The sequence below is a fragment of the Fructilactobacillus sp. YLN 2412 genome (assembly GCF_059488745.1).
The window spans coordinates 1,276,642-1,292,478 of sequence record NZ_CM183165.1 but is presented as its reverse complement, the minus strand read 5'-3'; the positions used below and the strand labels follow the sequence as shown (position 1 = coordinate 1,292,478).

The 15,837-nt window shown below is 34.9% G+C and carries 17 protein-coding genes; 12 read left to right on the top strand and 5 right to left on the bottom strand.

The window, feature by feature from the left end:
- The first annotated feature begins 154 nt into the window (after positions 1-154).
- From AC0GLR_RS06565 to AC0GLR_RS06555, 3 genes are all read left to right on the top strand, one after another.
- Positions 155-1,117: a ketopantoate reductase family protein gene (locus AC0GLR_RS06565; protein WP_495605431.1), complete on the top strand. Its 963-nt coding sequence runs from the start codon at positions 155-157 to the stop codon at positions 1,115-1,117.
- Positions 1,118-1,131: 14 nt separating this feature from the next.
- A complete protein-coding gene (locus AC0GLR_RS06560) occupies positions 1,132-2,319 on the top strand; it encodes an aminotransferase-like domain-containing protein (protein ID WP_495604654.1) in 1,188 nt (395 codons plus the stop codon).
- A 203-nt stretch (positions 2,320-2,522) separates the two neighbouring features.
- On the top strand, positions 2,523-3,344 hold the full coding sequence (locus AC0GLR_RS06555; protein ID WP_495604653.1) for a hypothetical protein: 822 nt from the start codon (positions 2,523-2,525) through the stop codon (positions 3,342-3,344).
- 84 nt (positions 3,345-3,428) lie between these two features.
- On the opposite strand, the gene AC0GLR_RS06550 is transcribed toward AC0GLR_RS06555, so the two are convergent.
- From AC0GLR_RS06550 to AC0GLR_RS06540, 3 genes are all read right to left on the bottom strand, one after another.
- Positions 3,429-4,028 carry a hypothetical protein gene (locus tag AC0GLR_RS06550; protein ID WP_495604652.1) on the bottom strand — a complete coding sequence of 200 codons (600 nt, stop codon included), beginning with the start codon at positions 4,026-4,028 and terminating at the stop codon, positions 3,429-3,431.
- A 102-nt stretch (positions 4,029-4,130) separates the two neighbouring features.
- Complete coding sequence (locus AC0GLR_RS06545) at positions 4,131-4,706, bottom strand: anthranilate synthase component II (protein WP_495604651.1); 576 nt, start codon at positions 4,704-4,706, stop codon at positions 4,131-4,133.
- Positions 4,690-6,108, bottom strand: a complete 1,419-nt coding sequence (locus tag AC0GLR_RS06540; RefSeq protein WP_495604650.1) for an anthranilate synthase component I family protein — start codon at positions 6,106-6,108, stop codon at positions 4,690-4,692. Before AC0GLR_RS06540 ends, AC0GLR_RS06545 begins: the two co-directional genes overlap by 17 nt.
- A gap of 837 nt (positions 6,109-6,945) precedes the next feature.
- Between AC0GLR_RS06540 and trpD the strand changes: the two genes are divergently transcribed.
- The 8 genes from trpD to AC0GLR_RS06500 all read left to right on the top strand — a co-directional run bounded on the left by trpD (position 6,946) and on the right by AC0GLR_RS06500 (position 14,079).
- On the top strand, positions 6,946-7,968 hold the full coding sequence (gene trpD / locus AC0GLR_RS06535) for an anthranilate phosphoribosyltransferase (RefSeq protein WP_495605430.1): 1,023 nt from the start codon (positions 6,946-6,948) through the stop codon (positions 7,966-7,968).
- On the top strand, positions 7,965-8,756 hold the full coding sequence (gene trpC / locus AC0GLR_RS06530; RefSeq protein WP_495604649.1) for an indole-3-glycerol phosphate synthase TrpC: 792 nt from the start codon (positions 7,965-7,967) through the stop codon (positions 8,754-8,756). The genes trpD and trpC overlap by 4 nt, the downstream gene beginning before the upstream one ends.
- On the top strand, positions 8,749-9,345 hold the full coding sequence (locus AC0GLR_RS06525) for a phosphoribosylanthranilate isomerase (RefSeq protein ID WP_495604648.1): 597 nt from the start codon (positions 8,749-8,751) through the stop codon (positions 9,343-9,345). The genes trpC and AC0GLR_RS06525 overlap by 8 nt, the downstream gene beginning before the upstream one ends.
- Entirely contained in the window at positions 9,314-10,525 is a 1,212-nt protein-coding gene (trpB, locus tag AC0GLR_RS06520) for a tryptophan synthase subunit beta (protein WP_495604647.1), read from the top strand. Before AC0GLR_RS06525 ends, trpB begins: the two co-directional genes overlap by 32 nt.
- Positions 10,518-11,279, top strand: a complete 762-nt coding sequence (trpA, locus tag AC0GLR_RS06515; protein ID WP_495604646.1) for a tryptophan synthase subunit alpha — start codon at positions 10,518-10,520, stop codon at positions 11,277-11,279. Before trpB ends, trpA begins: the two co-directional genes overlap by 8 nt.
- 65 nt (positions 11,280-11,344) lie before the next feature.
- Positions 11,345-11,755: a hypothetical protein gene (locus AC0GLR_RS06510; RefSeq protein WP_495604645.1), complete on the top strand. Its 411-nt coding sequence runs from the start codon at positions 11,345-11,347 to the stop codon at positions 11,753-11,755.
- 12 nt (positions 11,756-11,767) lie between these two features.
- The gene (locus AC0GLR_RS06505; protein ID WP_495604644.1) at positions 11,768-12,268 is read left to right on the top strand and encodes a hypothetical protein; all 501 of its coding nucleotides are present in this window, start codon (positions 11,768-11,770) and stop codon (positions 12,266-12,268) included.
- A gap of 311 nt (positions 12,269-12,579) precedes the next feature.
- Positions 12,580-14,079, top strand: coding sequence for an FGGY-family carbohydrate kinase (locus AC0GLR_RS06500; protein WP_495604643.1), 1,500 nt, complete (start codon positions 12,580-12,582; stop codon positions 14,077-14,079).
- A 42-nt stretch (positions 14,080-14,121) separates the two neighbouring features.
- Here the strand turns inward: AC0GLR_RS06500 and AC0GLR_RS06495 are convergent, their stop codons facing one another.
- On the bottom strand, positions 14,122-14,721 hold the full coding sequence (locus AC0GLR_RS06495; protein WP_495604642.1) for a DUF975 family protein: 600 nt from the start codon (positions 14,719-14,721) through the stop codon (positions 14,122-14,124).
- Positions 14,722-14,902: 181 nt separating this feature from the next.
- Positions 14,903-15,244 (bottom strand): DUF805 domain-containing protein, encoded by a 342-nt coding sequence (locus AC0GLR_RS06490; RefSeq protein WP_495604641.1) that lies wholly within the window; start codon positions 15,242-15,244, stop codon positions 14,903-14,905.
- Positions 15,245-15,440: 196 nt separating this feature from the next.
- On the opposite strand from AC0GLR_RS06490, the gene AC0GLR_RS06485 reads away from it, so the two are divergent.
- Positions 15,441-15,809, top strand: a complete 369-nt coding sequence (locus AC0GLR_RS06485) for an iron chaperone (protein ID WP_495604640.1) — start codon at positions 15,441-15,443, stop codon at positions 15,807-15,809.
- Positions 15,810-15,837 lie beyond the last annotated feature (28 nt).

Below are 15,837 nucleotides of genomic sequence, written 5' to 3'. Positions count from 1 at the left end.
CTAGATACATTGGCAATCAATGTTAGTTTACCGAGCAGGGTTATTAGCCTAACCAAATTCATTTTAAAATCTTTTATCGAATTTTAAAAAGCTCGCTAAACAGCATTGATTGCTGAGCGGGCTTTTTTGTTAGATTCATAAGGGGGAAAAGATGATGAAATATGGAGTTATTGGTGCAGGAGCAATGGGTTATCGGTATGGTGTTTTATTGCAGGAAAATGCCGGAGTAGATGTTGATTTTATTGATACTTGGGAACCAAATGTAAAACAAGTTCGTAAACAAGGCGGTGTGGAAGTTTCAAGAGATCATCAGGATAAGCATTTAGTACCAATTAATATTTATTATCCAGAGGAATATAAAGGTCATCCAGATGTTTGGATTATTTTCAAAAAGCAAATGCAATTGGAAAAAGAATTAGAACGTGATGCTAAGGCTGGATTGTTTCATCCTGATCAATATGCTTTTTCTGCTATGAACGGATTAGGTCATTTTGAAAAAATTGAAAAGTATTTTGATAAAGATAAGATGATCGCTGGAACGGCTATGATTGCCACCGTTTTGAATGGACCTGGCGATGTTGATTTCATGGGTCCTAAGAATGGTGAAGCAATGCACATGGCACCTTACAATGATAAAAAGCCAGATCAAGTAATGAACCAGTTCTATGATGATTTAAAGGCTGCAACGCTTGGACCAGAAATGACTAATAATTGGTTGGGAATGTGTATGACAAAGGTTTCATTTAATGCTGTATGTAACACGCTTTGTACTATGTTTGAAATTAACATGGGCCAGTTTGGTGAATATTCAGGTGCCAAAGACATGGCCAAACAATTATTCAACGAAGCCCATGATGCTTGTGAACGAGCTGGGATTAAGATGATTGAAGATCGTCAGCAACAAGTTCAAAGTGTGCTTGATTCATGTGTGAAACTTAAATATCATTATCCATCTATGTATCAAGACTTCTCGAAAGGTCGTCCAACCGAAGTTGATTATATCAATGGTTACATTGCTAAAGTCGGTCGTGATAATGATTATGTTTGTCGCACTCATGAATTTGTAACACAAGAAGTTCATTTAGCAGAACAAATGCGTCAATACCATCAAAAATAAGCGGGGATAAAAAAATGAAATTTAGATATGCAAATAGTGTTCCAACCAGTACTGAAAACGCTACAGCTAACATTTTAAAGGCAGCTGCTGATCCAAATGTAATTTCATTTGGTGGTGGATTGCCAGCTCCCGAGTTGTTCCCGGTTGCTGAAATGAAAGCTGCTACTGACAAAGTTTTTGATAAATATGGACGTTCAGTTTTACAGTATGCTCAAACTTTAGGTTATCCAAAATTAAGAGAACAAATTACAGAGTTAATGAAAGATCGTCATGTTGACGTTGCAGTTGAAAATGTTGGGGTGGTAACTGGATCGCAACAAGCAATTGATTTAGTGGCTCGAATGATGATTAATCCAGGTGATGTAGTTATTGTTGAAGACCCAAGTTACTTAGCAGCCATTGATGTTTTTAATTCTTATGGAGCAAAATTAATCGGGGTTCCCATGGATGAAGATGGGATGAAAACTGATGCTTTAGCTGAAACAGTAAAAAAATATCCAGAGGCTAAATTTATTTATACCATCCCTAATTTCCAAAATCCAACTGGAAGAACAATGACAGAAGAGCGACGTAAAGAATTAGTACGAGTTGCCAAAGAAGCTGGGATTCCAGTCGTTGAAGATGATCCTTATGGAGCAATTCGTTACGCTGGGAAACAATTGCCACCATTAAAACATTATGACAAAGATGGTGGTGTCATTTATCTAAGTTCATTTTCTAAGATTTTAGCTCCGGGAATGCGACTAGGATGGTTAGTAGCCGATAAGAGTTTTATGGATCATTTCAGTTTAATGAAGCAAAATGCTGATTTGCATACGGATAACTTAACCCAGTACATTGTTTCACAGTTCTTGTTAGATGTTGATTTGAAAAAACACGTTAAAAAGATTACAGATGCGTATGAACATCGTGCTAACTTGATGTTGGAACTGATTGATAAATATTTTCCTAAAAATGTTCATCACAGTAATCCAGAAGGCGGAATGTTTATCTGGGTTGAAATTCCAGGTGGAGTTGACACTGACGAGTTATTTGAAACTTGTATTAAAAACAACGTGGCCTTTGTTCCAGGGTCAGCTTTCTTTGCGGGTGACATTAAACCGGGAACTTTTCGTTTAAACTTCTCTAATATGAATGACGACCAAATTAAAGAAGGAATTAAGCGGATGGGTAAAGCGATTGCTGAAGTAGTTGATAATTAAATAAATTTAAGGATTTATTTCGATTTTTAATCGGAGTAGATTCTTTTTATTTTGCTTAACTTCATTTGACCAATGTTGACCTTTTTCGTTAAATAGTGTAAACTAGCAACAGTAGGAACAAACAGATACTTTTGCAGCCAAGAATCCATTAGAATTGTTTCTAATGGATTCTTTTTAGTTATGGAAATTAGGAATAAATGAAAATGAAAAAATTAAATCAGCAAGAAAAGATAGCAGTAAAAGAATTAAAAGATTATTTGAATACAAGTAAATGTCAATATTTTTTGGCATATGAAACTGGATCGCAATTAGTTGGACTCGCCAATGAACATAGTGATGTCGACTTTTATGTTTTTTATGTGCCAACAAAATTAGAAATAATGACTCAATCAATGTCGCGAGAACAGTTTGTACAATTAAATAATTGTGAAGTTAAGTTAGTGGCGATTCCAGAAATGTTTCATTTAGTGGGGCAAGGAGATCCAAACGTGATTGAAGCATTTTTTCAAGCACCGTTATTGCAAAGTCAACATACAGATGATCATGAAATCGATAATCAGTTAGCAAATCTAGCAGAAGCTTTTTATCAAAATCGAAATCTTTTACCATATCTAAGTAACGGATTGTTTATTAAATCTTGCTTGTGGATGATGCGAAAAAATATTCGCAAATTACGTCCTAGCAAGCATTATCTTGGAAATGGAACTTTTGGGAAAACACTTTTTGAATATTTGAAAGAGTATAAATATGCTAGTAAATTTTTGCGTCAAACTCAGAAAAGACAAATAACTGAGACAGAAAAAATCTTTTTCCCAAATGAGAAGGAAATTTCACAATTAAAAAAATATAAAAATATGCATAAATTTAATCGACAAGCGAAGCAGCATGTATTAAATAAGTATGATTATAAAAAGTTGCGGCAAGATTATCGGATTGCCAAAGATCGTCATGTTTTTTCTCACAATGATAAAATGATGAAAAAATTGTTGCAAAAACTGGTTGCGGAAACTCCAGTTTATTATTAATAACATAAAAAATATCCCCTAAAAGTTTGGTAAAACAACTTTTAGGGGATATTTTAGTTTATTGAAAATCGGTTTTGTTTAAAATTAATTCCAACGATTGGCATATTCTGATGGATTAGTGTAAACATCATAGTCAGTGTTGTCATTGCTAGTGCTATTGTTGCTGTTGTTATTATTAGAGTTAGAACTGGCTTGTGGCTGAGCGGCCGGTTGTTGATTGTTACTATTGGTTGTTTGAGAGCTAGTTGCAGTTGGAGCAGTAGCTGCTTTTGATCCAGTGTTTTTGTTTGAAGTAGCGGCTGGAGTTTTGGTTTCAGATTTTGAAGAAGTTGCAGTGTTTTTGTTTTGATTGGTTTTTTTATTATTTGAATTAGTAGATTTATTGCTTGAACTAGAATTGACTGAGTTATTTGATTTTACATTGTTAGAACTACCAGCTGACTGATTATTGTTACTTTGACTAGTATTAGAGTTTTCAGATGATGAATCTGTTGTATTATTATCTGATGTCTTGTTGTTTGAATCTTTCTTCTTATCAGTCTTTTTAGCTTTTTTATGTGTTTTTTTAGTTGTTTTGGTAGTGTGATCAGTCTTTTTAGCTGGTTCAGATTTATTGTTAGATGAACAAGCTGTTAAACTAAATAAGGTTAAAGCAGTTGTTGATAGTAAGAATAATTTTTTCATAATTTATTTTCTCCAATATAATGTAAAGATTAATTAGTTACTTTATTAATCATAGCATTACAGTTTAAATGGTCAATAAGATTATGAGAATAAGTTTTTCTTTTACAGCTCATCCAAAAAATTTCTCACGATTCCTCGTCCGATTTCTGGGTCAGTTAAAATTGATTCAGGGTGGAATTGAACACCGTAGAGCTGTTTAGCTTTATTTTCTACTGCCATGATTTCATTTTGTGAATCACAGGAAGTTATGGTTAGTTCAGTTGGCAAGTTCTTTTGATTTCCTACCAGTGAATGATAACGAGCTACCTTACCAGTTTTTGGAAGTTCACGAAATAGATTACTAGTTTGTGTAAATGATAGTTCTGATGTCTTTCCATGCATTAAAGTTTGTGCAGGGATAATCTCTCCACCCAAAGCTTGAATAATAACTTGAAGTCCCATGCAAACACCTAAAATAGGAATTTTTCCCTGTAAATTTTTAACTACCTCTAAACTAATTCCAGCATCATTTGGGTTGCCTGGTCCTGGAGATAAAATGATTGCTTGCGGATGCAATTTTATAATTTCATGACAAGTTAATTCATCATTTTTAATGACTTTGATATCAGTTGTGAATTCACCCAATAGTTGGTAAAGATTATAAGTAAAACTGTCATAATTATCAATTAATAGAATCATGATTTAAAACCTCCTGGTTGGTTGCAGTTTTCAGTGCCTGAATCATGGCACGAGATTTATTAAAACATTCCTGATATTCGTTTTTGGCTGTACTATCAGCAACAATTCCAGCCCCAGAATGGACTGTGAGTACATCCTGTTTTTTATGTGCTAAACGGATTCCAATTGCAAAGTCAAGATCCTGATTGAAGTTTAAATAACCAAACATACCGCCATAAATTCCACGTTTTTCTTGTTCTAAATCAGCAATAATTTTCATGGCTGAAACTTTGGGTGCTCCAGCGAGTGTTCCAGCTGGGAAAACAGCGTTTAAAGCATCTAAAGCAGTTTTATTAGGAGCAATTTTGCTTTCGACAGTTGATGATAAGTGCATTACTTTAGTAAAATGTTTTAATTTCATATGCTCAGTTACTTTGACACTGCCAAATTGGCTAACCGCACCTAAATCATTACGGCCTAAATCAACTAACATATTGTGTTCAGCAATTTCTTTAGGATCTTGCGTTAATTCATTTTCTAAAAATTGATCTTCTCGTTGATCTTTTCCACGACGTCTTGTTCCAGCAAGCGGGAAGGTGGCTAAATTTTGTCCCTGTTTTCGTAATAAAGTTTCAGGCGATGCGGAAACAATTTCAAAATCAGCATCCTTAAAATAAAAATGATAGGTCCCGGTTAATTGCTGGTAAGTTGATAATAAACTCCCATTTGCCTTACCGCGAAGCGGATTAGACAAGATCATTTGAAAAATATCTCCTTGATAAATATGATTAGTGGTTTCTTTTATTTTGTTGTAATATTCAGCTCTAGTAAATCTTGGCTGCAATTTTTTTTGGATGACAAGCGGATCGGTATGAGCCTGTTTTTTCTGTAAGTTATTTAATTGGAGTTTCAGCTTTTTTAAATCATGATGGGCATTTTTTTCAACTGGCACTGTTTTTATTAAATAAACATCCCGTGCATTTTTGTCATAAGCAACAACCTCGTTCAGGAGTAAAAGTGAAACGTCATCTAAATCTAAAGGGTTAATGACCTTAGGAAAATCAGGAATCTGATAACGAGCATAGTCATAGGAAAAATACCCCGCTAGTCCACCAAAAAATGGCGGAACATCATCTGGAACTGTAACATCATATTGATGTAAAAGTTGTTCTAGATAAGTTTGTAAATCAGTTTTGGTTTTAGTAATGGTTAAATCTGATTTTTTAACGATAACAGTGCCGTTTTGATAAGTGATCTTAGCCCTCGGATTAAATCCGAGATAAATAAAATTATCTTGCTTACTTTGTTTTTGTAAATCTAGCAGGAAAACACTTTCAGTTTGATCCTGCAACGCAGTTACAATCGCAGTTGGATTGAAATTTTGATCGTGATATTTCAAAACTTGTACTTTATATTTTTTCATCGTGTGCCTCCAGATAAGCAAAAAGGTCCGTCCTCAACAAATTATGCTAAGGACGGACCTTTTCCATTATCCGCGGTGCCACCTTAATTGGATGGTAGCCAAAAAGCTCCACCCCAACTCAGCTAGGAACTAACATTCCTACGGAAACTGACGTATCCCAACACGTCGCTAAGTACTCGACTAAAATCTTTCATAGCGCCCTCAGTGGTCCATTTAATTATTGGTTTCATGCTGACATCGCACTAGCGTCAACTCTCTGAAAGGTCCTGATAATCTTGATCTCCACCTCAACGGTTTTAATAACTGGTGTAAAAGTTATTCTGATGTTTACTTTTATTTGATTGAAAACTAGGATAATTGATTAAATTTAATTTGTCAATTAAAAAAATTATAAAAAAAGATTGACAGGTAGAATGAAACCATTTATAGTAATGTAAATTAATTAAACAACCCATTGCAAACCAATGAGATGGAGATTAAAACTATTGTGCACGCCCAGAGAGTTGCCGGTGCTGAGAATGGCAGCCGAACGCAGGTAGTTAAATGGACCATCGAGGGCAGATCTGAAAGAAGGAAACTTCGATTATGGTCTGACGTTCAGACATACGTCAGTTGTCAAGAGGATGTTGGTCCTCTGCTAAGCGTGGGATAATCGAGTTGTTTTTGTATACCCGAATTATCTCGAATTCAAGGTGGCACCGCGGGAAACCGTCCTTAACATGTATTTGTTAAGGACGGTTTTTTGTATTTAAGGAGAAATAAAAATGGAACAGAAACGATGGCAAAACTCATTAATGACTTAAAACAACACTAGTTTATTAATGAGGAGTAAAGATGATGATTAACGAAGCGATTAAACGATTACAACAACAACAGGATTTAAGTGAACAGATGGCAGGTAACGTGATTGACGAAATCATGGCGGGAAAAGCAACAGATGTCCAAAAAACAGCTTTTTTAATGGGACTAGCCAGTAAAGGTGCAACTATTGAAGAAATTTCTGGAGCAGCAGCAGCTTTACGCAGTCATGCTTTACAATTACAACCCCAGCATTCAGTTTTAGAAATTGTCGGAACGGGTGGCGATTATTTTAATACTTTTAATATTTCTACCACCACAGCTTTAGTAGTAGCAGCTTGTGGAATTCCAGTTGCAAAACATGGTAATCGGGCAGCATCTAGTCAAAGTGGTTCAGCTGATGTATTAGAAGTTTTGGGAGTTAATTTACAAGCTAGCCCGGCAGTTTCAGAACAATCTTTACAACAAAATGGAATTTGTTTTATGTTTGCGCAAAAATACCATCAAGCAATGAAATACGTTGCTGGGGTACGTAAAGAGTTGCAAATCCCAACATTGTTTAATTATCTTGGACCTTTAGCTAATCCAGCGGGAGCCAATATGCAGTTGCTTGGAGTAAATGATGAAAAATTAGTCGAGCCACTAGCACATGTGTTAGTACAATTGGGAGTTAAAAGCGGGATGGTTGTTCATGGTTTAGATGGTTTGGATGAAGTTACGTTGACTGGACCAACCAAAGTTGCACGTTTGTTAAATGGCAAAATTTTGAATTATGTAATTAATCCAGTAGATGCAGGATTAGCAACTTGTCAAATTGAAGATTTAGCAGGCGGGACTCCAGTTGAAAATGCTGAAATTACGAAAGCGGTGTTAACTGGTAAACATGGACCCCAGCGAGATGTTGTTTTATTAAACGCTGCCTGTGCCTTACAAATTGCACAACCAAATTTAACTTTGCAAGCCGCTGTTAAGCAAGCTGCAACCGCAATTGATAGTGGTAAAGCTGCTCGAAAATTAACTGATTTTATAACTGCAACGAATGTTGAAGGAGGATCAGTATGATTTTAGACGATTTAACCGCAGCTACACGTAAACGAGTAGCAAAGGAAAAAGAACAACAATCCATATTTGATTTACAGGATATGATAGCTAAATTATCGATTAAACATGATTTTCCCTTTGAAAAAATGCTGCGGAAGCCAGGAGTTCATTTTATTTGTGAAATCAAACGAGCTTCACCTTCAAAAGGCGACATTAAAACTCAAATTAATGTTGCTGACTTAGCTAATGACTATGAACAAGCGGGGGCAGATGCTATCTCAGTGTTAACTGAACCCGAATATTTTAAAGGGACGTTAGATGATTTGAAAACTACGGTTAAACAAGTTAATCTACCAGTTTTACGGAAAGATTTTACTATTGATCTTTATATGATTTATCAGGCTAAACTGACAGGAGCTAGTGTAATTTTATTGATTGTAGCAACTTTAACTGATGAACAACTGCAGACTTACTTTGATTTAGCAAACAAATTGGGATTATCTACAATTGTCGAAGCTCATAATGCTTATGAAATTAAACGAGCACTAAAAATTGGCGCTCGGATTATTGGAGTTAATAATCGCAATTTGAAAAATTTCACGGTAGCTATGGATAATAGTAGAAATTTACGCAGTTTAGTGCCTAATGACGTGTTATTTATTTCTGAAAGCGGGATTAAAAGCCACGCTGATGTCGCTAAATTAAAACGAATTGGTGTGAATGGAGTACTAATTGGCGAAACAATGATGTTAGCTAACGATAAACAACAACAGTTAGCTGATTTAAAAAATGGTGTTGATAATGACTAAGATTAAAATTTGTGGTCTACAAACACTGGCTGATGTAAAAAAATGCAATGTCATCGAACCGGATTTGATTGGCTTTGTCTTTGCTAAAAGTTCGCGTCAGCTTAATTTACAAACGGCACGAACACTACGCAACCAATTAAAGTCTGAAATTATTAGTGTTGGTGTTTTTGTTAATGCCCCATTAGGACAAATAAAACGATTAGTACAAGCAAATATCATCAGTCAGGTGCAATATTATGGAAAACTGACCAATGAAGAAATTAATGATTTACATCAATTGGATGCTCAGGTAATTCAAGTAATAAGTAATGAAAACGAGATTAATCAGAACGTTGATGCGGTTATGTTTGATAAAAGTCGTGGACGTGGAATAACTCCAAACCACTTTAACGTTCCTAAAACTACTAAACCAACTTATTTATCTGGTGGGATTACTATCAAAAATGTAGTTAAGGCACTGCAGGAAACCCATCCTGACGTGGTAGATATTTCTAGTGGTAGTGAAACTGATGGGGAAAAAGATTTTACCAAAATGCAGCGATTAACTAACTTAGTTCATGAATTTAAGGAGAAAAATAATGAGTACTAAACGCGGACATTACGGCGAATATGGTGGCCAATTCGTACCAGAAACATTAATGAACGAATTAACTAAGATTGAAACAAGTTATCAAGAAGCGAAAAACGACCCTGAATTTCAACAGGAAGTACAGAGTTTATTGGATAATTATGCTAACCGACCTTCATTACTATCACATGCTAAACGAATGAGTGATGATTTAGGCGGTGCACAAATTTACTTTAAACGTGAAGATTTAAACCATACCGGAGCGCACAAAATTAATAATGTAATTGGACAAGCATTATTAGCTAAACGAATGGATAAAACTCGGCTAATCGCAGAAACCGGGGCTGGACAACACGGAGTTGCAACGGCCACAATTGCTGCTTTACTGGGGATGGAATGTGAAATCTACATGGGAAAAGAAGATACTGAACGGCAAAAACTAAATGTGTATCGAATTGAGTTGTTAGGTGCTAAGGTTCATCCGGTAACTACAGGATCAATGGTTTTAAAAGACGCTGTGAATGCTGCCATGCAAGCATGGACTCAGCGAGTCGATGATACTTTTTATGTCTTAGGTTCTGCAGTTGGTCCGCATCCGTTTCCAGAAATGGTTCACGATTTTCAAAGTGTGATTAGTAAAGAAGCTAAGCGACAGATTTTAGCTGAAACCGGAAAATTACCGGATGCAGTGGTAGCTTGTGTTGGCGGTGGTAGTAATGCAATTGGTAGTTTTGCGGATTTTATTGATAATTCCGAGGTGGCTTTGATCGGTTGCGAAGCAGCTGGAAAGGGAGTTGATACAAAACAAACTGCTGCAACAATTGAAAGAGGTAGTACTGGTATTTTTCATGGGATGAAATCTAAATTTATGCAGAATACGGATGGGCAAATTGATGAAGTATATTCTATTTCAGCTGGGTTAGATTATCCAGGAGTGGGTCCAGAACACTCAGCTTTAGCTGATATGCACCGTGCTCAATATGTTGGAATCACTGATGAAGAGGCAGTTGATGCTTTTGAATACATTGCTAAAACAGAAGGAATTGTGGCTGCTATTGAGAGTGCTCATGCAATTGCTTATGTAAAAAAATTGGCCCCAACAATGCGTAAAGACCAAATAATTATTTGTACTATCTCTGGACGTGGTGATAAAGATGTAGCTTCAATTGCAAAATATCGAGGAGTTGATGTTGATGAGTAGAATTAGTAATGCCTTTAAAGATAAAAAAGCATTTATTGGATTTGTCGTAGCTGGCGATCCTGATCTAAAAACGACAGTTAAAAATGTTTTAGCATTGGAAGACGGAGGTGCTGACTTAGTTGAAATTGGAATTCCTTTTTCTGATCCGGTAGCAGATGGTCCTGTTATTCAAGACGCTGATCAACGGGCCTTGAATCAGCATATTAATACTGAAGATGTGTTTGAATTAGTTCGTTTGATTCGCGAACAGTCAGAGATACCATTAGTTTTTTTGACGTATGCTAATTTGGTATTTAAATCAGGTTATGAATCTTTTTGTAAAAGGTGTGTGGATTTAGAGGTAAGTGGGCTGATTATTCCCGATCTTCCATATGAAGAGCAGGATGATTTGTTAGCAGTAATGAAACAAAATGATTTAGACTTAATCCAGCTGATTACACCAACTTCTAAAGAGCGAATTCCTAAATTGGCCAAGAGAGCACATGGTTTTATTTATGTTGTGTCATCGATGGGGATTACGGGGACTCGAAATGAATTTAAAGAGAATCTAAATCAATTAACGAGCGAAATTAAGAAATACACAGATGTTCCGATTGCAATTGGTTTTGGAATTCATACAGCTGCTCAAGCTACTGAAATGAGTCGCTTAGCTGACGGAGTGATTGTTGGGAGTGAAATCGTGCGAATTGCACATGAAGATAATTCACAACGATTAATGACATATGTTCAAGAAATGAAAGATGCTATTTCCTAAAGATGAAAATTGATTGGTATCATAATGATAATTTCGCTATACTGAAAGCAAAGGCGGGATTAATTATGAAACAAACAATTAAAATTATTATCTGGTCGTTAGTATCGTTAATGATCTTTTTAGTGTTGAATTACCTGATGCAGCTGCCAGCAATTGGAATGGGTTCACAAGATTTATTACGTACCAATTTAATGGCTGGTGCATTGTTTGGTGTACCGCTGCTATTAATGGTTTGTCGGTTACGGATTGGTTTTTATTTGTTGGCATTAGTGCAAATTTTGTATTCAGTTGGTTATTTAAATGCAATTTACAAAGTGATTACCGCAAGTAATCCTAGCATTATCAGCAAGAGTTTTGTTATTCTTATCATTGTAATCGGGTTGGTAGTAAACGTTTACTGGTTTGTTTTGGCTTGGAAGTTTAGAAAAGCAACAACACAGGAACGAGTCAAACATTATATGAAATATAGAAAATAGATGGGTGCAAAAATGAAAATTGATGAAGCAAAATTTGTTGAAGAAGCTGAAGCAGAAGAATTTGCCTCAAAGCAGTTCGAAACTACTTTAGCAAAGTTACAAGCTAATCCAGATCAAGTTTTAAAACCACTGTGTGATTTTATTGAGGCTGCAATTAATTCTGATAAAATTGCTAGTGCAGACTTAACGGTTAAAGATGCAGAGATTTGCATCAAACTGCAAACATCTATTATTAATCTACCATTAAATTACCCGAAAAATATCAATAAAATTATGGTCGGCGATGGCGATGTGGATGTTAATGTTTATATGATTATTACATCACCGAACATCAATAAATCTAAATTACGGATTGATGAATTAGATGATTCGGTAAGTTTTTTGGAAAAAGTAGATAGCGAAGATTTGGAACGCTTTGTAGTGTGGACTAAAGATCAACTTGAAATTATTTCCGGAAATGAAAAAGCAGGAACTGAAACAGCAGCTTCTAAAGATGAAACTGAGAAAGCTTAACTGGTGTTTTTAATTAGTTTGTGATATAATTAATGTATGCGACGAGCCGTATAAGTAACAACTTATATATTAGGAACCAGTTTTCTCTGCCGTATTGCAGATGGTTTGATTAGCAGGTGATGTGACACCTCAACTAGTCCATTTGATTTATCAAGTGCCTGTTAAAAAGAGTCCCTGACATGATTGTCAGAGACTCTTTTTTTATGCTTTATTGTAACTTGAAAACTTAAGTTTATATCCAGAAAACGCTTTCAAAAGAGCGTTATACTAGAATGAAGATAATGTTTTTAATAGTGGGGAGTGGATGATTAATGAGTAGTTATATTTTAGGGATTGATATTGGAACTTCTAGTACAAAGGCAATTTTAATGGATACGAACGGTAAGATTATTAAACAAGAATCTAGTTCATACTCCATTAACACACCACATCCAGGTTGGGCTGAAGGAAATGCCAATGATTGGTTAACTGCTGTCACTACATTAATTAAATCATTAGCAACTCAAGTAAAATCAAGCCAGATAACCGCCATCGGTATTGATGGTTTATATGGTGGTTCGGGAATTCCAATTGATAAAAATGGAAAAGTATTAGGACCAGCATTAATTTGGATGGATCGACGAGCCACAAAGCAAGCAGATGCAGCTGTTACTTTAATCTCTCGTGATGATTTAATGGAAGTTACTGGAAATCTTGCTGACCCATATTATGGATATACAAAAATTATGTGGTTAAAAGAAAATAAGCCGAAATTATATCACCAGACAGCCAAGTTTTTGCCACCTGAATCATATATCATCGAACAATTAACCGGAAATGAGAGCATTAATTATTCGGCTGCAGGAAATTTAGCTGGCATCTTTAATATCAATACAGATCAATGGGTGCCAGAGTTTGCTCAAAAGTTAGGGATTGATATTAATAAATTACCTCAAAAATTAATTGAAAGTACTGAAATTGCTGGAAAAGTTACATCTGACTGGGCTAAAAAATTGGGCATTAAAGCCAATACTCCAATATATAATACTGGAGTTGATGTTGGACCAGCAACAGTTAGTACTGGTGTTTTGAATTCCGGTAAAGTCACTGTTGCAATTGGAACTTCAATGAACGCAGCGGTAGTAACGAATAAGCCTTTAAAAAACAAAAAGTTAATTATTTGGCCCTATGCTTATCGTCCCAAAGATTATTATTATAATTTTGCTGGAGCAAACACTGCTGGAGCAATTGTTAAATGGTTTGTAAAAGAGTTTGCAGCTGAGTTTGATAATGCAGACGGGATGCAAAAATTAGATGAAAAAAGTAAGTCAATTCCCGCTGGTAGTGATGGATTAATTGTTTTGCCATATTTCATGGGTGAAAGAAGTCCAATTTGGGATTCTAATGTAAGAGGAACAATTTTAGGTTTATCATTGAATACTACTAAATATGATATTTACAATGCATTTCAAGAAGCAATTGCTTATTCAGTTAGACAAAGTATTGAGCAATTTGGCAACCGAATAGGTAATGCAATTACAATCGTTGGTGGTGTGAGTCATTCTAAAAAAATGCTGCAAATGATTGCCGATGTGACTGGTAAAACAGTTATGACAACCCAAACTGGTGGTGAAGCTAATCTTGGCAGTGCCATGTTAGCTGGAATTGGGAGTGGTCAAGTTTCAATTGAAGCAGTAAAGAACTGGTCTAAAATTGATGAAAAAGTTGAACCTAATCCAGTTAATCAGCAGAGTTACAATCGCTTATATAAGCTTTATCAAGAGGCTTACCATGATACTAAAGCTTTTTATAGCAAGTTAGCTAAAATTTAAATAATCTAAAAAGAGTCCTGACTTAATTGTCAGAGACCCTTTTTATTGATTATTATTTTTTAAATAAACGTAATAATTAACTAGTGTTCCATAATAATAAGGAATTAACCAAATGAATCCAATCCCGACAGTTAAAATTGAAAGGAAGAACCAGCCTAAAAAGGATAAGTTTAATACAAACAATTCCCATTTGTGACCATTCATCAGTTCTCGACTTTTAGTGATACAGTCATTGAATCCTGGTCTTTCAGTTCCATTTAAAGTTTCATCTTTATAAATTAAAAGGGCTTGAGAATAGGCTAAGGCTTTGATTATTCCAGGAATGAAAAATAAAAGTGACCATAAGATTGTATAAATTTCTACTAAAACACCGACTAAAAATGGTCCAAACTGATTTGGAGTGTTGAGAATTTCATTTAATGATTTAAAAAATGGCTTTTTAGGAATATCTTTGAAACGAAACCATTCCAAATAAGAATATGACATTCCAATGACTGCAAAAATCGAAAGAATTTCATAGGGTAAAAATGGTAATGAGCCTAGGACTGCTACAATAAAATAAGGTACTGCAATTAAAATGGCTTGTAACCATTTTCCGGAAAATTCGTTGAGTGTTTGTTGCTTTAATTCTGATATTTTCATAGTGAATTGCTCCATTCTATTATCATTTTTGTATTACTATATTATATATCGTATAACATAGTGATGGTTTATGTAAATAGATAATGTTAAATTTTTCTAAAAAAGACTGGATAACAGAAATTAATCTGCAATCCAGTCTTTTTTATTGATAATTATGAAGATAAATTGAATTATAAGGTTATTATTCTAACTGATTTAAAAAATTAACATCTGGTTGGCCAAAACGATTATCAATATTTACCGTTGGCATTGCACATAAAATCAAGAGTGCGATGGATCCAGCAAAGGGAATTAAGTGCAGCCAAAACCACCATGCCGATTTGTTAGTATCGTGTAAACGACGACAAGTTGCTGTGATGACACCAATTCCTAATATAAAAACAATCAGTGATAAAAATAGTTCTACAAAATATGCCATTCCAGAAGTAACATTTTTTAAATCAGTCAAATTGATAAAGAAATCGATGATAAAGACAATAATGAAAACGTCTAGATATGCCCACCAGAAGGCAGCTCGACTCATTCGTCCAGAGATATGAAATAGATTAGTATAGAAATCTTTAAAAGAGGTTTCCATATTTGGTTTTGAATATTTAACGTTATGCGTAAAAATCACTCCTAATTTTTGGTTTAACTTATTATACTTGAAAAGATGGAGATGCAGTACAATAGTTTTAAATTATCACATTAAAAACAAATTAATGGATTGAGGAAAAATTATGAATATTTTTAGTAATTATCTAGCAGAAATTAGTAATCTTACACATCGTGAACAGATGCGAGATATTTTAGAGTGGACTATTAAAACTTTTCCACAATTAAACGGTCGAATTGCTTGGAATAAACCGATGTTTACTTTTCACGGTACTTTTATTATTGGTTATAGCATCTCAACTAAACATGTAGGTGTGATGCCGGAAGAATATACGTTAACCAAATTTACGCCAGCGATAGAAGCTGCTGGATATACACATGGGACCCGTTTATTTCGACTCCCTTTTAACAAGCCGATTGATTATGCGCTTTTAAAACAAATAATTGAATTTAATTTAGATGATAAAAAAGATACGCAAACATTTTGGCGTTGAAAAATTGGAAATCAATCTTTTATTTGCG